The organism is Paenibacillus sp. FSL H7-0323 (assembly GCF_038002725.1).
Taxonomy (GTDB): domain Bacteria; phylum Bacillota; class Bacilli; order Paenibacillales; family Paenibacillaceae; genus Paenibacillus_AQ; species Paenibacillus_AQ odorifer.
The window spans coordinates 6,299,049-6,316,944 of sequence record NZ_JBBODB010000001.1; the positions used below are offsets into that span (position 1 = coordinate 6,299,049).

19 protein-coding genes and 1 riboswitch are annotated in these 17,896 nt (G+C 46.8%); of the genes, 16 read left to right on the forward strand and 3 right to left on the reverse strand.

Features of this window, described 5'->3' with window-relative positions:
* Positions 1-13: 13 nt before the first annotated feature.
* The 7 genes from MHH89_RS28145 (at position 14) to MHH89_RS28170 (ending at position 5,094) form a co-directional block, all read left to right on the forward strand.
* A complete protein-coding gene (locus MHH89_RS28145) occupies positions 14-946 on the forward strand; it encodes a D-alanine--D-alanine ligase (protein WP_076280087.1) in 933 nt (310 codons plus the stop codon).
* Complete coding sequence (locus MHH89_RS28150; RefSeq protein WP_076128136.1) at positions 939-2,102, forward strand: aminotransferase class I/II-fold pyridoxal phosphate-dependent enzyme; 1,164 nt, start codon at positions 939-941, stop codon at positions 2,100-2,102. Before MHH89_RS28145 ends, MHH89_RS28150 begins: the two co-directional genes overlap by 8 nt.
* Positions 2,103-2,197: 95 nt before the next feature.
* Entirely contained in the window at positions 2,198-3,259 is a 1,062-nt protein-coding gene (cobT, locus tag MHH89_RS28155) for a nicotinate-nucleotide--dimethylbenzimidazole phosphoribosyltransferase (protein ID WP_076104822.1), read from the forward strand.
* Positions 3,256-3,804: a bifunctional adenosylcobinamide kinase/adenosylcobinamide-phosphate guanylyltransferase gene (gene cobU, locus MHH89_RS28160; RefSeq protein ID WP_076128132.1), complete on the forward strand. Its 549-nt coding sequence runs from the start codon at positions 3,256-3,258 to the stop codon at positions 3,802-3,804. Before cobT ends, cobU begins: the two co-directional genes overlap by 4 nt.
* Complete coding sequence (gene cobS, locus MHH89_RS28165; RefSeq protein WP_445739134.1) at positions 3,801-4,349, forward strand: adenosylcobinamide-GDP ribazoletransferase; 549 nt, start codon at positions 3,801-3,803, stop codon at positions 4,347-4,349. Before cobU ends, cobS begins: the two co-directional genes overlap by 4 nt.
* The gene (locus MHH89_RS31395) at positions 4,297-4,614 is read left to right on the forward strand and encodes an adenosylcobinamide-GDP ribazoletransferase (protein ID WP_445739147.1); all 318 of its coding nucleotides are present in this window, start codon (positions 4,297-4,299) and stop codon (positions 4,612-4,614) included. Before cobS ends, MHH89_RS31395 begins: the two co-directional genes overlap by 53 nt.
* 153 nt (positions 4,615-4,767) lie before the next feature.
* Positions 4,768-5,094 carry a YnfA family protein gene (locus MHH89_RS28170; RefSeq protein ID WP_076128128.1) on the forward strand — a complete coding sequence of 109 codons (327 nt, stop codon included), beginning with the start codon at positions 4,768-4,770 and terminating at the stop codon, positions 5,092-5,094.
* A gap of 810 nt (positions 5,095-5,904) precedes the next feature.
* Here MHH89_RS28170 and MHH89_RS28175 read toward each other — a convergent pair.
* The 3 genes from MHH89_RS28175 to MHH89_RS28185 all read right to left on the reverse strand — a co-directional run bounded on the left by MHH89_RS28175 (position 5,905) and on the right by MHH89_RS28185 (position 9,870).
* Positions 5,905-6,831, reverse strand: coding sequence for an IS3 family transposase (locus tag MHH89_RS28175; RefSeq protein ID WP_340398196.1), 927 nt, complete (start codon positions 6,829-6,831; stop codon positions 5,905-5,907).
* Complete coding sequence (locus MHH89_RS28180) at positions 6,780-7,097, reverse strand: transposase (protein WP_248547695.1); 318 nt, start codon at positions 7,095-7,097, stop codon at positions 6,780-6,782. Before MHH89_RS28180 ends, MHH89_RS28175 begins: the two co-directional genes overlap by 52 nt.
* A gap of 1,084 nt (positions 7,098-8,181) precedes the next feature.
* Positions 8,182-9,870, reverse strand: a complete 1,689-nt coding sequence (locus MHH89_RS28185; RefSeq protein ID WP_076193028.1) for a methyl-accepting chemotaxis protein — start codon at positions 9,868-9,870, stop codon at positions 8,182-8,184.
* A gap of 366 nt (positions 9,871-10,236) precedes the next feature.
* Positions 10,237-10,282: riboswitch (PreQ1 riboswitch) on the forward strand.
* 10 nt (positions 10,283-10,292) lie between these two features.
* Here MHH89_RS28185 and MHH89_RS28190 point away from each other — a divergent pair.
* The 9 genes from MHH89_RS28190 (at position 10,293) to MHH89_RS28230 (ending at position 17,890) form a co-directional block, all read left to right on the forward strand.
* On the forward strand, positions 10,293-11,006 hold the full coding sequence (locus MHH89_RS28190) for a queuosine precursor transporter (RefSeq protein WP_076128125.1): 714 nt from the start codon (positions 10,293-10,295) through the stop codon (positions 11,004-11,006).
* Positions 11,007-11,283: 277 nt separating this feature from the next.
* Positions 11,284-12,765: an AMP-binding protein gene (locus MHH89_RS28195; protein ID WP_076309603.1), complete on the forward strand. Its 1,482-nt coding sequence runs from the start codon at positions 11,284-11,286 to the stop codon at positions 12,763-12,765.
* Complete coding sequence (locus MHH89_RS28200; protein ID WP_341088627.1) at positions 12,762-13,913, forward strand: thiolase family protein; 1,152 nt, start codon at positions 12,762-12,764, stop codon at positions 13,911-13,913. The genes MHH89_RS28195 and MHH89_RS28200 overlap by 4 nt, the downstream gene beginning before the upstream one ends.
* Entirely contained in the window at positions 13,910-14,311 is a 402-nt protein-coding gene (locus tag MHH89_RS28205) for an FAS1-like dehydratase domain-containing protein (RefSeq protein WP_341088628.1), read from the forward strand. The genes MHH89_RS28200 and MHH89_RS28205 overlap by 4 nt, the downstream gene beginning before the upstream one ends.
* Entirely contained in the window at positions 14,286-14,627 is a 342-nt protein-coding gene (locus MHH89_RS28210; protein WP_052096837.1) for a MaoC family dehydratase, read from the forward strand. The genes MHH89_RS28205 and MHH89_RS28210 overlap by 26 nt, the downstream gene beginning before the upstream one ends.
* A 2-nt stretch (positions 14,628-14,629) precedes the next feature.
* Positions 14,630-15,451, forward strand: a complete 822-nt coding sequence (locus MHH89_RS28215; protein WP_341088629.1) for an SDR family NAD(P)-dependent oxidoreductase — start codon at positions 14,630-14,632, stop codon at positions 15,449-15,451.
* Positions 15,452-16,252, forward strand: coding sequence for an energy-coupling factor transporter ATPase (locus MHH89_RS28220; protein ID WP_076128113.1), 801 nt, complete (start codon positions 15,452-15,454; stop codon positions 16,250-16,252).
* Positions 16,237-17,094 carry an ATP-binding cassette domain-containing protein gene (locus tag MHH89_RS28225; protein WP_076304524.1) on the forward strand — a complete coding sequence of 286 codons (858 nt, stop codon included), beginning with the start codon at positions 16,237-16,239 and terminating at the stop codon, positions 17,092-17,094. The genes MHH89_RS28220 and MHH89_RS28225 overlap by 16 nt, the downstream gene beginning before the upstream one ends.
* Entirely contained in the window at positions 17,087-17,890 is an 804-nt protein-coding gene (locus MHH89_RS28230; protein WP_076128108.1) for an energy-coupling factor transporter transmembrane component T family protein, read from the forward strand. The genes MHH89_RS28225 and MHH89_RS28230 overlap by 8 nt, the downstream gene beginning before the upstream one ends.
* The last annotated feature ends 6 nt before the right edge of the window (positions 17,891-17,896 follow it).

The following is a 17,896-nucleotide window of genomic DNA, read 5'->3' on the forward strand; positions in this document are numbered from 1 at the left end:
AGAGGTGCTTGAGATGAAGGTAGGCGTAATTATGGGCGGGGTATCCTCAGAGTATGAGGTATCCATGAATAGCGGTAGAGAAATATTGAAGAATCTAGACCCCAATAAATATGAAATTATTCCAATTGTGATCACCAAGCGTGAGGAGCTTATTGAGCAGGCAAAAGGGATCGATGTCGCACTGCTTGCACTTCATGGAGCTTACGGCGAGGATGGTACGGTTCAGGGAACGCTGGAGACGATGGGGATTCCGTATACGGGCAGCGGGGTTTTGTCTAGCAGCATTTGCATGGATAAAGATCTCTCCAAAAAGCTTATGCGCTGCGCAGGCGTCAATACAGCAGATTGGCTATGCTGGGACAGCATGAAGGATTATTCGGCTGAAGCGGTGGAACGGCTCGGATATCCTGTTATGGTGAAGCCATGTTCAGGCGGCTCGAGTATCGGAATGGAAAAAGTGAGCAGCAGCGAGGAGCTGTTGTGCGCAGTGCAGAAGGCTTTTGCCTGTGATCAGTCGATTTTGATTGAAAGCTACATTCAAGGCCAAGAAATCACCTGTTCTATTCTAAACGGAGAGCTGCTGCCTATTCTGGGAATAACCTCAGCAAATGCCGAGTGGTTCGATTACAGTGCTAAGTATGAAGAAGGCGGAGCAGATGAACGGGTCATTGAATTGCCTGCTGAGGTGCATGAGCGGGTACGCGAGGCTGCCTTGAGCTGTTACAAAGCACTAAAATGTAGCGTGTATGCACGGGTTGATATGCTGCTTAAAGAGGGGATTCCTTATGTGCTGGAGGTGAATACGTTACCAGGCATGACGAAGGCCAGTCTTTTACCCAAAAGCGCGCAAGCGGCAGGCTACACCTTCAGCGGACTGCTGGACGAAATCATCTCCCTTTCCCTAACGGAAAAGAGTGCAAAAGAAGAGGTGTACAGCCATGCATAATGAATGGATTGCTCCACGTGTGCGGGAGATTGCACCCTCGGGGATTCGGGCTTTTTTTGACCTAAGTGCGGGGAATCAGGATATTATATCGCTGGGTGTAGGGGAACCAGATTTCGTTACACCGGAGCATGTAAGAGCTGCCTGTATTCGTGCCTTGAATAATGGGGAAACGATGTATACGCCAAATTCCGGTTTACTGGAGCTTAGAGAGGAGATCGCTTCTTATCTGCACACAAGTTTCAAGCTTCGCTATGAGCCAAACGATGAGATTATGGTTACGGTGGGAAGCAGCGAGGCTGTGGATTTGGCATTACGAGCTTTCATTACACCTGGGGATGAGATTATCGTCCCTTCTCCGAGCTATATCGCATATTCGCCGATTACCCATTTGAACGGGGGGGTTACGGTGGAGGTAGAATCATCGGCCGAGCAGGGGTTTAAGCTTACTGCTGAAGCGTTACGGAAGGTGATTACTCCGCGTTCCAAGCTTCTTATGGTGAATTTTCCGACTAATCCTACAGGTGCAGTAATGACTTATGAAGATTGGCTGCCTATTGCACAGATTGTAAAAGAGAATAACCTACTGGTCATTTCAGATGAAATTTATGCCGAGCTTACGTATGACAGTCAGCATGTCAGCATCGCCTCTCTTCCCGGGATGCTGGAAAGGACGATTGTGATTAGCGGCTTCTCCAAAGCTTTTGCAATGACTGGCTGGAGAGTGGGTTATGCTTGTGGCGATCGAGAATTAATTGCTGCGATGCTAAAAATCCATCAATACACTGCGATGTGTGCCCCAGTGCTCGGTCAAATTGCTGCGATTGAATCATTGCGCAATGGAATGCAGCATAAGGAACATATGAAGCAATGCTTCGATGAGCGGAGAAAGCTGCTGGTTAGTGGATTTCGATCCATAGGACTACCTTGCCATGAACCTGCGGGTGCATTTTATGCCTTTCCTTCCATCGCTCACACCGGAATGAAATCAGAAGACTTCGCTTTGCAGCTGCTCAGGGAGGTCGGTGTCGCTGCGGTTCCGGGTCATGTGTTTGGAGCAGGCGGAGAGGGTTATATTCGCTGCTCCTATGCCGCTTCCTTACAAAAATTGACGGAGGCGCTGGAGAGAATCGAAGATTTTATGAAAGTGAAGTTGTAATTCTAGAAGTCCCCCTCTATCATAGATGGGGGCTTTTCTGCGAATATGAGATAGAATAGGTTATACGGATACATTTAATAGGAGGTCGTAATTATATGCTTTCAGATATTCAAGACGTAATTAAACAAATCATTCCGGCTGATGATCAGTCCATCCTCAAGGCGGAGCATCGGCTGAACATTCTGACCAAACCTCCGGGCAGTTTGGGACAATTGGAACCTTTGGCCGTTAAGCTCGCTGGAATTTCGGGTACGGAGCAGCCTAGTTTCACCAAACGAACAGTTGTTGTGATGGCTGCTGATCATGGGGTGTGCTGCGAAGGGGTTAGCGCATTTCCACAGGAAGTCACGCTACAGATGGCCCATAACTTTCTCAGCGGTGGAGCGGCTGTGAATGTATTGGCACGTCAAGCTGGGGCAGAGGTACAGTTTGTTGATGTCGGCATAAACGGCGATCTTAGTCATGTCGATCTGATTGATCGTAAAGTGCGCCGGGGAACGGATAATATGGCTGTGGGACCTGCGATGAGTCGTGAGGATGCCATGAATGCTCTTCTTGTTGGGATAAGAGTTGCGCAGGAAGCGGTTAAGAACGGCACGGAGATTTTTATAACAGGCGAAATGGGCATTGGGAATACTACGGCTAGTGCTGCCATTCTATGTGCTCTCAAAGGAATAGCCCCTGAAGTAGCTGTGGGACGAGGAACGGGAATTGATGATGAACGTTTACTACATAAAATTGCAGTGGTGGAACGCGCCTTAAAGGTAAATCAGCCGAATTCAGCAGATCCGTTGGATGTGTTATCTAAAGTTGGCGGACTGGAAATCGCTGGCTTGGCGGGACTGATTCTTGGTGCCGCTGCTAATCGGACACCTATCATTTTGGATGGTTTTATTTCGGGGGCGGCAGCGCTTGTGGCAAAAGCCCTTGCACCTGAATCCATCGCTTATATGATAGCGTCTCATGTATCAGGAGAACGGGGACACAAGTTAATGCTGGAGCAGCTTGGGCTTGAACCGCTGCTTAACCTCGGTCTGCGATTGGGTGAGGGAACAGGGGGAGTATTATGCCTTCATTTAATCGAGGCGATCTGCCGCATTTTGAGCGAAATGGCAACCTTTGAAAGTGCAGGCATCTCTGGAGCTGGTCAACGATGAGCATTCTTGTAACGGGAGGTGCACGTAGCGGGAAAAGTGGTTTTGCAGAAAAACTGATACAGTCACTGGCAGATCAGGCCTTCTATGTAGCAACCGGACAGGCCTTTGACGACGAAATGAAGGAACGGATTGCTCTGCATCAGCATCAACGAATGGAAAGTGGTTACGCTTGGGAGACGCTTGAGGAACCGTATGATTTACCAGATCTGCTAAAGCGATTATCGGGGGAAAAAGCGGTGCTCGTAGATTGTTTAACCTTATGGTTATCCAATGCATTATTGGCTGTGGAAGGTTTTGAAAATAGACAAGAGCTTGTTGAGAGTGAAATAACAAGGCTTGAAGACAGTGTGCGTTCTTTTCAAGGCACGCTTATTCTGGTCTCTAATGAGGTTGGCGACGGGATTGTTCCGGAGTATGCGCTTGGCCGATTGTATCGTGATCTGGCGGGACGAATGAACGCCCTGATCGCTCGGCATTGCGAACAGGTCTTTCTAGTAACTGTTGGAATTCCGATTGAGCTGAAGAGCAGGGAGTATCGTTTATGAGGGAGCGTAGGGATGCGGCCGTAGCTGCCTTTCAGTTCTTATCCCGATTTCCTGTAAAAGGTGATCCGGGATTCTCTCCTGAACTGCTGCGCCGGAGTGTAATCTTCTATCCCATGGTAGGCGCAGCAATTGGGCTGTGTGTAGCTGCTGGAGCAGCCCTGACGGGATTGCTTTTACCTGCTTGGCCAGCAGCTGTGCTCACTCTGATTCTGTGGGTAGGCCTCACTGGCGGGTTGCATCTTGATGGCTGGATGGACAGCGCGGATGGTCTGCTCAGCTATCGGCCACGGGAGCGAGCCCTGGAGATTATGAAGGACAGCCGTGTGGGTGCGATGGGCGTACTCGCCTGCGTGCTGCTCCTGCTGTTTAAAGCATCTTTGTTGGCAGCTCTAATCGAAGGCTTCGCCTACTACGAGCTGCCGCTGCTCTTGGTACCAGCGGTCTGGAGCCGCTGGTATATGGTGCGGGCAATGGTGCGTTATCCCATTGCCCGTGGAGACGAGGGGATGGCCGCGAACTTCGCCGGCCTTAGCTTCCTCGCATGAGCGGCGCGCGCTGGCAGTCGCCGCGCTGCTCTCGCTGGCCGCCGCCGCTGCGCCACTGGCGCTCGGCGCTGGCTTAGCCGCGTGGCCGCTGCATCTGGCGGCAGCTCTGCTGCTGCGGTCGCGGCCTTGGCCTGCGGCACCGCGGCTGCGCGGCGGATCAGCAGCTTTCGGCGGGCTCACCGGCGACGTGTACGGCGCGCTGAACGAGCTGCTGGAGGTTGTGCTGCTGCTAGTGTTATTGCTGCTCCAGCACAATTTAATGTAAGCTCCACGGGGGAATCTTGAGTAATTTGGTGTAGGTGGTACTACGGATGAACCTTGAGTGGTTTGTTGTAGGAGCTCTACGGGTGAACCTTGAGTACAATTTGTTGTGAGCAACCTTTGCGTTTTTATGAGATAGATAGGGAAGAGGGATGACATGTTATTTGCCATTCTGCTGTTTATAATTGCTGGGCTTGCTGAGATCGGTGGCGGATATTTAGTATGGTTATGGTTGAGAGAATCACGGCCACTTTGGTACGGTTTAGTGGGGTCTTTGATTCTGATAGCGTATGGGATTATCCCTACGTTGCAGAAATTCCCTTCCTTCGGTAGAGTGTATGCGGCTTACGGCGGGGTGTTTATCGTACTCGCGGTCTTATGGGGATGGCTTGTAGACAAGAAGACACCAGACGTATACGACTGGGTCGGAGCTGTTATTTGTGTGATCGGTGTATCGGTTATCCTCTGGGCACCGCGGCACTAGGTTGAGTGAGGTTTGCTTAGCCATAAAAGCGGAATGAAAGCTGAGTAACCCAGTTTTTACTAAGTGAGTAACTTGGCTCCGGACTCAGGAGACCTTATTTGCGATAAAAGGGTTAATTTGGAGCGTTTTCGGACATCAGAGGCGCTATTTGAACAAAATAGGCTGAGTCTGGGTTGATTATGAGGCAATAGCGTCTCTCGAGTCCGAAAAAGTCTCCAAATGGCAGTTTTTCGAGTAATAGCGGCATCTGAGTCCGCAAGCCAGCAGCAAATGGCGTGCTGAGTCTAAGTGAGAGCTTCGCGCAAGCTAGCGCATGTAGCCGATTCTATTGCAGAAGGTAGCATCCACGGAGGGACTTTGAGTAATTTGCAGTAAGTAGCATCCACGGAGGAACTTTGAGTAATTTGCTGTTGGTAGCGCCACGGATGAACTTTGAGTAATTTGCTGTAGGTAGCATCCACGGAGGAACTTTGAGTAATTTGCAGTAGGTAGCATCCACGGATGAACTTTGAGTAATTTGCTGTAGGTAGCGCCACGGAGGAACTTTGAGTAATTTGCAGTAGGTAGCATCCACGGATGAACTTTGAGTAATTTGCAGTAGGTAGCATCCACGGATGAACTTTGAGTAATTTGCTGTTGGTAGTGCCACGGATGAACTTTGAGTAATTTGCTGTTGGTAGCGCCACGGATGAACTTTGAGTAATTTGCTGTAGGTAACTTGGCTCCGGACTCAGGAGACCTTATTTGTGATAAAAGGGTTAATTTGGAGCGTTTTCGGACACCATGGACCTCTGTCAAGAAAGTGGACAGTCACGCAACAGACATTCTAGTCAATTGCTCAGCAAAACGAACTGGAGAAAGATACCCCAGCGCGCCATGCATTCGCTTGCGGTTATAGTAAAACTCAATATATTGAAAAAGTGTCTGGTAGGCTTGCTCCTTAGTTTTGAATCGCGGATTACAATAAATGAGCTCCTTTTTCAAAATGCTGTGCCACGACTCGATACAGGCGTTATCATAACAGTTACCTCTGCGGCTCATGCTGGACTCCATGCCATACGCTTTCAACTGCTTCGTGTATTCATGAGAAGTATATTGAGAACCTCTATCGGAGTGATGTAATAGACCCTTTTCCGGTTGTTTAGCTTCGTAGGCATCTTGTAAAGCGCCCGAAATCAAGCTAGTTTCCATATGGTTGTCCAAACGCCACCCCACGATTTCGCGCGTGCAAAGGTCCATCACACTAGCCAGGTACAAGCGCCCTCCCCGGCAAGGAATGTACGTAATGTCGGTAACCCATACTGAATTGGGTTTGCGTATTTTAAATTGCTGGTTCAGCGTATTCGGGGCAATCGGATGGTCATGATTGGAGTCAGTGGTCTGTACCCGATACGTTTTGGAGACAATGGAGCGAAGCTTCATATGTCGCATGTACACACTCACCGTGCGTTCGGTAACGGTATAACCTTCTTGATGTAACAGGCGGGTGATCTTCGGACTCCCATACCGCTTTTGATGGTCTGTAAAATGATACTGAATTCGCTTCATTATCGCAGCCTTACGAAGCATATGCGTACTGTTTTTTTCTGTCCGCCACTTGTAGTACCCGCTCCGTGACACATGTAGGGTCATGCACATCTTCTCCAAGAGAAACTCGGAGCGATGTTTTTCAATAAACTGGAATCTCAGTTCCTTGGTTTGCTGAAGATGTGCACTGCTTTTTTTACGATCGCTAATTCCTCTTCCACATCGGCAATCTTGATATCTTTTTCTTGAAGTTGACGGCTCATTTCTTTCAACTGTGCCTCGAGTTCTCGTACTCGATCCACGCTAGCTGCCGGCTCATTCTTTAATTCTCGATACTGGCTCATCCATTGATGCAGGGTACTTTTTGGGATGTTGAGCTCTTCCGCCAAGTCGCCCACTGTTTTTGTTTGCTCTTGAATGAACTGCACTGTCTGTTTTTTAAATTCTTCGTTATACCGTTGTCGATGTTCTCCCATGTGAACACACCTCCGTGGACTCATTATCGCCAGTCTGTTAACTACTGTCCACTTTTTATTCTAGCTTCACCAGAGGCGCTATTTGAGCGAAATAGGCTGAGTCTGGGTTGATTATGAGGCAATAGCGTCTCTCGAGTCCGAAAAAGCCTCCGAATGGCAGTTTTTCGAGTAATAGCGGCATCTGAGTCCGCAAGCCAGCAGCGAATGGCGTGCTGAGTCTAAGTGAGAGCTTCGCGCAAGCTAGCGCATGTAGCCGAGTCTATTGCTGTAAGTAGCATCGACGGAGGAACTTTGAGTAATTTGCAGTAAGTAGCATCCACGGAGGAACTTTGAGTAATTTGCTGTTGGTAGCGCCACGGATGAACTTTGAGTAATTTGCAGTAGGTAGCATCCACGGATGAACTTTGAGTAATTTGCTGTAGGTAGCATCGACGGATGAACTTTGAGTAATTTGCTGTAGGTAGCATCGACGGATGAACTTTGAGTAATTTGCTGTAGGTAACATCGACGGATGAACTTTGAGTAATTTGCTGTAGGTAACATCGACGGATGAACTTTGAGTAATTTGCTGTAGGTAACTTGGCTCCGGACTCAGGAGACCTTATTTGTGATAAAAGGGTTAATTTGGAGCGTTTTCGGACACCAGAGGCGCTATTTGAGCGAAATAGGCTGAGTCTGGGTTGATTATGAGGCAATAGCGTCTCTCGAGTCCGAAAAAGTCTCCAAATGGCAGTTTTTCGAGTAATAGCGGCATCTGAGTCCGCAAGCCAGCGGCAAATGGCGTGCCGAGTCTAAACGAGAGTATCGCGCAAGCCAGCAGCACATGACGCGCCGAGTCTAAGCGAGAGTATCGCGCAAGCCAACGGCAAATGACGCGCCGAGTCTAAACGAGAGTATCGCGCAAGCCAACGGCAAATGGCGTGCCGAGTCTAAACGAGAGTATCGCGCAAGCTAGCGCATGTAGCCAAGTCTAATCGAGGTTCCGCGCAAGCCTAGCGTATGCCCCCAAGTCTAAGCGAGCCATCGCAAACTAAAAACCCCCGTTCAACACTTTCGTGTGAACGGGGGTTTTAATTTACAAGCGTTAAATCTTAAATTGCTGCACAGCTTCTTGGAGTTTCTTGGCTTGCTCATACAGATGTTTAACGGTTTCTGCATGGCCTTCCAGTTCGACGCGCTGCCGCTCTGAGTTAGCAGCGAGTGTGTCCGCACTTTCTTGCGATCTTGATGTAATTTGTGCAGTTTCTTCGACGGAAGCACTGACTTCTTCTGTACTTGCCGAGATTTGCTGTGTAGCCGCAGATACGGATTGGATGCTGTGATTGATGCTTTGGATAAGAATCAGGAGGTGATTAAAGGCATCACCTGCTTCTGCTACTTTGCCGACTCCAGAGGCAACCTCAGAATTCACGTGGTTCATCTCGGTAACGGAGCGACTCATATCTTCTTGAAGCCCAAGTAGGAAGTCACGGATCTGTTCGTTTGCGTTACGGGATTGTTCAGACAGCTTGCGTACTTCTCCCGCAACAACAGCAAAGCCGCGTCCATGCTCTCCTGCGCGTGCAGCTTCAATTGAAGCATTCAGCGACAGCATTTGGATCTGTTTCGTAATTTCAGTAATACTGTGAACGACTTCTCCGATCATTACTGAACGCTCATTCATGATTTGTAATTGATCCAGCGACTGTAGGGAAGCACGTTCAACCTGGCGCATTTGCAGCACAGCGCTTTGAGCAATTTCATTACCGCCACTTGCTTCAGCGGAAGCCTCACTGATTTGCTCCGTGACTTCATTCGCTGCTGAGGCAATACTTTGAATGCCTAAATTGATTTCTTCCATTGCTCTCGAGTTATCTGATGCACTGCTAGCGATAGTCGTACTACCTTTGCCGATTTCTACTACCGATGAGCTGGAGTGTTCCGCCATATCATTGAGAACCTCAACACGTTCTTTTAAAGAGTTGGAATCCGCAACGACAGTATTAGAGGTTACCAGTACATGTCCAATCATTTCTTTCAGGCGTTGGGTCATCGCTTGGAAGCTTACGGACAACTGTGCAACTTCGTCATTTCCTTTAACTGATAATTCTTCGGTGAAATCTCCCTCTGCGAGCCGGGCACTATAAGCTGCCAGTTTTGAGATTGGACGTGTTATACGCACACTCATGAACCATGCACCAGTTAGGCCGATGATCAACGTCAGAAGTGTGATTCCGGCACTTGTCCATAGAATACTGTCTGTTTTTTCTTGAATGAAGCTTACGTCACTGCTTACACCGATAACCATCGTACTTCCGGGAATACCGATATAAGCTGTTTTATGTATACCATGTGCGTCGCTATATGTATCGCTTAGTCCAGTTTTTCCTTTAGAGGCTTGTTGCATTGCAGAGGATACGGTGACACTTTCTGCCCGTTGCAATTTTGCATCGTGATCTGCGGATAGAATCTCAGCTTCTTTCCCTTTCAGATTGACCAGAAAAATGGTTTCCACTCCATGTTGTTTCCTCTTTTCCTGAAAATAGAACTCGAGATTGGTGGCAGACTGATCGTTCTTATTTAGGGTTTGCTGGGCGTGCATTACGTTGAGATTCTTATATACGTCCTGAGCAGCGGCAGTAAGGATTTTGTTAATCTGCGGCATAACATAGCTGTTGAAGATACTGATAGAGATAAAATAGAAGCTGGTGCTTAACAAAAGAGACGTGAGCAACAGAACAACAAATAATAAACGCGTAAATTTGCGACTGATCGAATGCTTGATACGAAACATATCGTTCTCTCCTTTTTTTATGGACGGTGAGGTCATTTCTTTTTTAGTCTTCACTAGATACTCCATGCCAACTGCTGGAAATTGGCGACCCGAGATATATTCCATAGTTATGTCATATTTCTACTAAATGGATCGGGAATAAGGTGTTTGATACTATTCTATAGAATTAACCTCTGGATGAATAGTGAAAGTTTTGTCCTATAGAGCATTTTTTTCTGAAAAAAATGAATTATTGCTGACTATTTTAGATAATTGGCGAAAAAAAAGAAATGGAACTACCAATTTCATATAAAAATATTATTTTTATGGATTGTTAAGCGCTATTGTGATAGAGTATTAATGTTTTGTTCCGAAAATTTAATATTGTAAGCCGCGGTTCGTAACCATCCCGCGTAAACAAAACTAGGAGGAATTTCAGTAATATGTTTAATTTGCTGTGGGGAGTTTTATTTGTTATTGTCAATTTTGCTTTTTTTCTACTCTGTTACCGCTTGTTCGGGAAAAGTGGAATGTACGCCTGGGTAGGTATTGCTACTGTAATTGCTAACATTCAGGTAGCTAAGACGATTGCTATGCCATTTGATATTGTGATGACACTCGGAAATACGATGTATGTCACTTTATATATGACCAGCGATTTACTTAATGAGAAGTACGGAAGAGCGGAAGCACGTAAAGCGGTCTGGTTTGGTTTCTTCACCTTGCTTATGACTACAGTCATTATGCAGATGGTATTAGTATTTAAGCCGCAGGAGACCGATATCGCTCAGTCTTCTTTAGAGACGATTTTTGGGCTGATGCCTCGACTAGCTTTGGGTAGTCTTACTGCTTACTTCATTAGTCAGTTCCTAGATGTTCGGTTGTACTCTTGGATTCGTAAATATTACAGCACCTCAAGTCAGCTGTGGATTCGTTCCAACGGTAGTACGATGATTAGCTCCTTTGTGGATACACTTATTTTCTGTACCATTGCGTTTGCGGGCTTGTATGACTGGAATGTATGGCTTGAAATTTTGCTTACGACTTATCTAGCGAAGTTCTTACTAACCGCAGTAAGCACACCTATCTTATATATCGCCAGAACCTTTACTTTTGCTGAAGAGGGTTCACCATCATCCGTTCAAAAGAAGGACTAAACAACAATACAGCCAGCGCGTACCGATCATAATCGATGCGTGCTGGCTGTTTTTTCGTTGTAAGATGGACTTAATCGTTACATGAAAGATGTGTACATAAAAATAATATAAAGCTAAAATAAGCTATCGTAGCAATTCTAGCGGGTTAGTTTAACAGGAGCGACTTCGATGGCGCTTATCACATATCCTTTAGTTTGGGCTGGACTTGCGGGGCAGTCCGATTGAAGAGAATGTATATAATCGGTAGTCACAGAAATTACGAACAGGTGTGATCAGGATGAATCTAGTAGTTCCTATACTGCGTCATGCAGCACAGCAGCCCGACAGCATTGCCTTAACCCATGACCAAGCAAGTCATACCTATGCCACATTAGTAAAAACGATGCGGAGAATCGCGAATGGCTTACAGCAAAAGGGTCTGAGGCATGACAAAATCGCGATTTTATCTACGAATCGTATTGAATTTGTTGAGGTTTTTTTGGGGGCGATTTATGCGGGCTGTGTTCCCATTCCCTTAGATCCCAAGTGGAGTGCTAATGAACTGCAGGTTATTATAGAGCAGTGCCAGCCGACAATGATTTTTGCCGAGCCGGAAGCCGCAAAGAATCTGGTTTTCAAGGATCAAACGATCCCAACGCTGACCTTCTCAAATGAACGAACAGGTTCCTATGATCAGTGGCTGGCTGCCCTGAAGCCGGAGGCTGAGTTGGATGAGACGAATGAATTATTATTTATTGGCTTTACTTCAGGCACAACCGGATTGCCCAAAGGTTATATGCGTACCCATTTATCATGGTTAAAAAGCTTTGAGGTTTCGAATATTGCTTTTGAATTGGACGCTATGAAGGATGTTTTGGCACCAGGTCCATTTGTGCATTCCCTATCCTTATTCGCCGTAATGCAGAGTCTATATGGTGGAGCAACCTTTCATATCACACAAAAATTTAGTGCCACGCAGGTGTTAGAGTTGTGCCAGCAAATTCCGGGCGTGGTGCTGTTCGTCGTACCAACAATGATCGAATCCATGATGCAGCAGGCTGTACCTGGGCAGATACAGATTGATGCGATTATTAGCTCAGGTGCAAAGTGGTCGGAGTTGTCCAAGAAAAGGGGCATGGAAGTGTTTGGTGGAGCGCGGCTTTATGAATCCTACGGTTCTTCAGAAGCGAGCTATATTAGTTATTTGAATGTTCTGACCGAGCATAATCCGACCTCTGTAGGCAAACCTTATCCCGGGGTGCAAATTTCCATTCGTGATGACCAGTTCCGGGAAGTCCCTCCTGGGGAGATTGGGCAGCTATATGTGCGTAGTGATATGATATTTTTAGGCTACCATCAATTGCCGAATGAGACAGCAGCAGCTTTTAGAGAGGGATGGCTTGTTTTAGAAGACTATGTTTATCAGGATGAAGCTGGTTATTTATATATGGCGGGACGTTTGAAGAATAAAATCATATCCGGAGGGCTGAACGTTTATCCGGAAGAAATAGAGAGGGTGCTGGAGTTTCTTCCGGAAATAGATGAAGTGATGGTGCTTGGCGTGCCTGATGATTACTGGGGAGAACAGCTGATAGCCCTCGTGAAGTGGAGCGGAGAACAGCATTTATCTGTCGAAGAAATTAAGAATTATTGCCGCCAGTATTTAGCGAGCTACAAAGCGCCGAAGCAGCTGCTAACCGTGGATGAATTTATCTATACAAGTAGCGGGAAAATTGCCCGGCAAGCGATGAAAGACTATGTGAAAAGAGCGATGATATGATAGAAGCAGTAATTGTCATGGCAAAACGTACACCGGTTGGCAGAATGGGTGGCTTATTAAGTACACTTGAGCCGGAGGCATTACTGGCGCCGCTTATTCAGCATATTGTAGCCGAAACGAACTTGCCTAAAGAACTGATTGATGATGTCATTATTGGGAATGTTGTGGGCCCAGGAGGTAATATTGCCCGGGTAGCTGCGCTTGAAGCGGGGCTGCCTGTTTCGGTTCCGGGTGTCACCGTGGATCGTCAGTGCGGATCTGGGCTAGAGGCAATTAATATAGCAGCAAGACTGATTCAAAGCGGCGCTGGTGAGATTTATTTAGCAGGTGGTGTCGAAAGTACGAGCCGTGCTCCATGGAAAATGGCTAAACCACAGACGTTAATGGGGGTTCCACAGCTGTATACCCGTGCACATTTTACGCCTAGCTCTTACGGTGATCCGGATATGGGAATTGCTGCAGAGAATGTAGCTAGGAAATACGGGATTTCTCGAGAAGAGCAGGATCAATATGCCTTAAAAAGCCATCAAAAGGCGGTTCATGCTCAGCAAAGTGACCGGTTTCAGCAGGAGATAGTACCTCTTCAGGTAGAGGGGCAGTGGGTGAACACCGACGAATGTCCTCGGGCAAATACGAGTCTGGACAAGCTGCAAAAGCTGTCGCCAATTTTTGAAGAAAAGGGTACCGTCACTGCTGGAAATGCCTGTCCTATTAATGATGGCGCAGCGCTTCTATTAATGATGTCTCGAGAGAAATGCCAGCAGCTTAAGCTTACCCCTATTTTGCGGGTCGTGGATGCGCAAGCTGCGGGTGTAGATCCGAACTATTTGGGTATGGGACCTGTACCAGCTGTGCAAAAGGTGTTAAAACGCCAAAAGCTTACCGTTGCCGATTTAGATATCGTAGAGTTTAACGAAGCTTTTGCTTCACAAGTATTGGCATCACTGAACGAGCTTCAAATTCCACAGGAAAAGGTCAATCTTGGCGGGGGGGCATTAGCAATAGGCCATCCATACGGAGCTTCCGGGGCTATGTTAATGACTCGCTTATGTGCTGAAATGCAAAATGCCCCTTACCAACGAGGGCTTGCTACTCTGGGAATCGGCGGTGGGATAGGTCTGGCAACACTCGTGGAGGTTATAGAATGAACAGTGTCCGACATCAGATCCATATGACTGCTGAATGGATTTCGGACTATGCACAGAGTATTGAAGCACCCGTGCAGACGATAAATGGAAAGCTGATCGCTCCTGCGACGATGCCTATTATTTTCTGGCAAGACTTCGATATTCCTTGGTTAATCATCGGTGAACCCTTGCTTCACGGCACTCAGAAATTTTCATATCAGGCTCCGATTACGGAGGGGATGATTTTGGATTGTGAATTAGCGTTAACGGGCGAGGTGCAAAAAGAAGGCAGACAGGGTAAACTGACTTTTTACACACATACGCTGGTTTGTAGGTGTGAGGGTGAGCTTATAGTCACCGCAGAAACGGTGTTAATTCGGGTAGGTGATGATCATGATAAAAAAGTGCATAACAGCTGAGGCTATCCGGCAATATGCAGCTGCTTCCCAAGATTTGGCGCCTATACATCTAGATGCAGAGGCCGCAGCCAAGGCTGGTTTGGAGCGACCCATCGCACATGGGATGTATCTTATGGGATTAGCCCAATCTTTGTATATTGCTGAGCACCCTACACAGTGGATCACTCAATATGATATGAAATTTCATAAGCCAATAGAGGTCGATAGTGTCGTGATTTTTGATTTTGCAGCGGACGATTGCTTTGTGAAAGTGATCCTTACAACAGAAGCTGGCGATGTTATTGCTGCGGGAGCTTTTGCAGTGAAAGAGGTGTAGCGATGAATAAAGTGGCCTTAATTACTGGAGCAACAAGAGGGATCGGACGTAGTATCGCCATGCAGCTTGGCAAGTCAGGTTATATAGTGGTTGTAAATGGTACGAAACAAGTCTTAATTGATGAGGTTGTGCGCGAGATCCGCCAGGCAGGCGGAGAGGCGCTAGGGTACGCTGCTAATGTAGCCGATTCCGCCGCAGTCACTGCCATGGTAGGTGAGGTCATTGCCCGATACGGTCGTATCGAGGTGTTGATAGCTAACGCGGGAATTGTGCAGGATCAGAAATGTCAACGTATGACGGATGAACAGTGGAAGAATGTTCTGGATGTGCATTTAAATGGCACTTATTATTGCATTCAACGAGTATTACCACATATGCGTGAAACAGGTGGGGATATCCTGTTGATGACCTCTGCTGCTGGACTAGCAGGTTCCGTAGGTCAGGTGAATTATAGTGCAGCCAAGGCTGGAATACTGGGCATGATGTGGACGCTCGCAGCAGAGCTGAAACGTGACCAGATTAGGGTCAATGCGATTTCTCCAGCGGCATTAACGGATATGACCAGACCAATAATTGACCATTTGAAGGAGAAACATGACAGTCGTAATGAACCTTTGCCTGACTTTTGGAGAATAGGTGACGCTGAGGCTATTGCTTCCTTCGTGACTGCATTATTGAATGAGTCCGACGCGGATTTAACCGGTGAAATCTTTGCTGTGAATGGATCAAAAGTGACAAAATGGGAGAAGCCTGCACCTGCATTTTCCGAGAATAGCATTGAGGCATTTTTTGCTGCTTGGCACCGTCAAAAGGGGACTGAATAAATGCTTACCTTCGATCAAGTTTGTTTTTATTATAAAAAGGGACAACCTCTCCTGGAGGATATTAGCTTTACGATAGACGCAGGGGAGTTTGTGGCGATAGTCGGGGCGAATGGTTCTGGCAAATCCACTATTGCAAAGCTCATGGACGGACTGCTGCTGCCGCGAAAAGGGACTGTACAATTTAAGAGCTTGGACACAGCAAAACCAACAGATCTTGCGGAGATTCATCAGCAAATCGGTTTTGTTTTTCAGAATCCAGAGGATCAATTTATCACCACAACCGTTATGGATGAGGTGCTTTTTGGTTTGGAGAATATCCGTGTGCCGAGGGAGGAAATGCGCAGCCGATTGGATCATGCCTTACAGGCCGTTCATATGGAGGATTATCTGGAAGCTATGCCACATCAGCTATCTGGAGGTCAAAAGCAACGTGTCGCTATCGCAGCTATATTGGCGATGCGCCCGCAAGTCATTATTTTTGACGAGGCTACCTCAATGCTTGATCCTCAGGGAAGACAGCAGGTTCTTTCCATCATGCAAGAGCTGCATCGTCAAGGCCTGACGCTTATTCATATCACCCACCATATGGAGGAAGTGTTTGCAGCAGAACGCGTATTGCTCCTGCACCAAGGACGACTTGAGTTTGACGGCGATCCACTGACTTTTTTTGAAACCATGCCTGTTGCGGACTATCAATTACAACTGCCCTTCGCAGTGCGTGTACATACATTGCTCCATTCAGCAGCACCGCTAACAGCCGATTGGAAGGGGATAATTCGATCACAATGGTCTACCAATTAAAAAATCTAAGTGTGAACTATGCCGATCATGAGGCTTTGCGCAATATAAACTGCACTATTCCTGAAGGCAAATGGATTTCTATTATCGGTCCAACAGGCGCAGGAAAGTCTACCTTTGTCAAAGTGCTGAAGGGCTTGATTCCCACCGTAAAAGGAGACTATTGGATTAACCAGCAGCCTGCCAGCAGAGATGCTAAAGGACGCTTAAAGGTTGTCCCCGAGTTGGGTTTCGTTTTTCAATATCCGGAGCATCAGCTATTCGAAACAACGGTGCATAAGGAGCTTGCTTTTGCTCTGAATCAGCAGGGTGCTTCACGTCAGCAAATTACAGAGGCGATTGAAATGATCTTGCCGCAAGTGGGTTTGCCAGAGGGGATTCTCCCCTTAAATCCATTCCAGCTAAGTGGTGGTGAAAAGCGCCGTGTAGCTATTGCCTCTGTACTGATGACAAATCCGAAGCTGCTGATATTGGATGAACCGACAGCGGGTCTCGATCCAGCTAGCCAAGTGTCTTTGCTGAGGCTACTAAAGGAATGGCAGCAACAAGACAATCGCACCATCCTCTTCGTTTCGCATCAGATGGGTGATGTTGCCGAATTCTCAGATGAGGTCATGGTTTTTCATGAAGGTCAGTTAAAAGGGCATCATGATACCAGAACATTGTTTCTGGAAAAGGAAGAATTACTGCTGGAACTTGGACTATCCTTGCCTGAACCCGTACAGCTCTTGAAGCTAGTGGAGGAATTATCTGGTCAGAAGATTGAAGTTGCCAGCTGTAAAGAGCAGGATATCTTCGAAGCGATTTTGCCGATTTGGCATTCGAGGGGGCAAGGGCATGGCTGATTCCGTATTAGTCGGTCAATATGTGGAGACGCATTCGATTTTTCATCGTTTAGATCCTCGTACAAAGCTTGTAAGTATCGTGATGCTCATGCTTAGCTTTATGATGCTTGGTACGGGGCTTAGTTATGTTGTTGCAACCTTTTTTGTATTGGGATTGTTACTACTGTCTAAAGTTCCTGTGCATTTTTTTTGGCGAGGGCTACGGCCGGTATTATTTATTTTATTATTTACTTTTGTTTACAATGCTGTGTTCACCAAGGGGACGATTCTCTGGTCATGGTTTTTTATCGAGGTGACTGAAGAGGGATTGCGGATAGGATTACGTTTTGTATGGCGGATTATATTGCTCATCTTGTTAGCCTCAATTCTGACATTAACTACTAAACCGCTAGACTTAGCTTATGGTCTGGAGAAGCTGCTTGCCCCTCTGTCCAAATTGGGGGTACCCGTAGAGCAGTTCTCTTTAATGATAGTGATTGCGATCCGTTTTATCCCTACCATCAAGGAGGAGCTTGATCGTATCCTTCTCGCACAAAAGGCTAGAGGTTATGATCTCACAGTATTATCACTGCCTAAACGGATATATGCGTACATTCCGATCATTATTCCTCTGCTCTTCACAACGATTCAACGTGCTGAACAGCTGAGCTATGCAATTGATGCGCGTGCTTATGGGAATGGTAAAGGAAGGACTTCTTTTAAAAGACTGCAATTTCAGCAAATAGATTATCTGGCAGGGGGAGCTGCCCTTTTAATTGCCGTGATTCTGCTTTGCTTAAAGATAGGAAAGGTGTAGATGAAG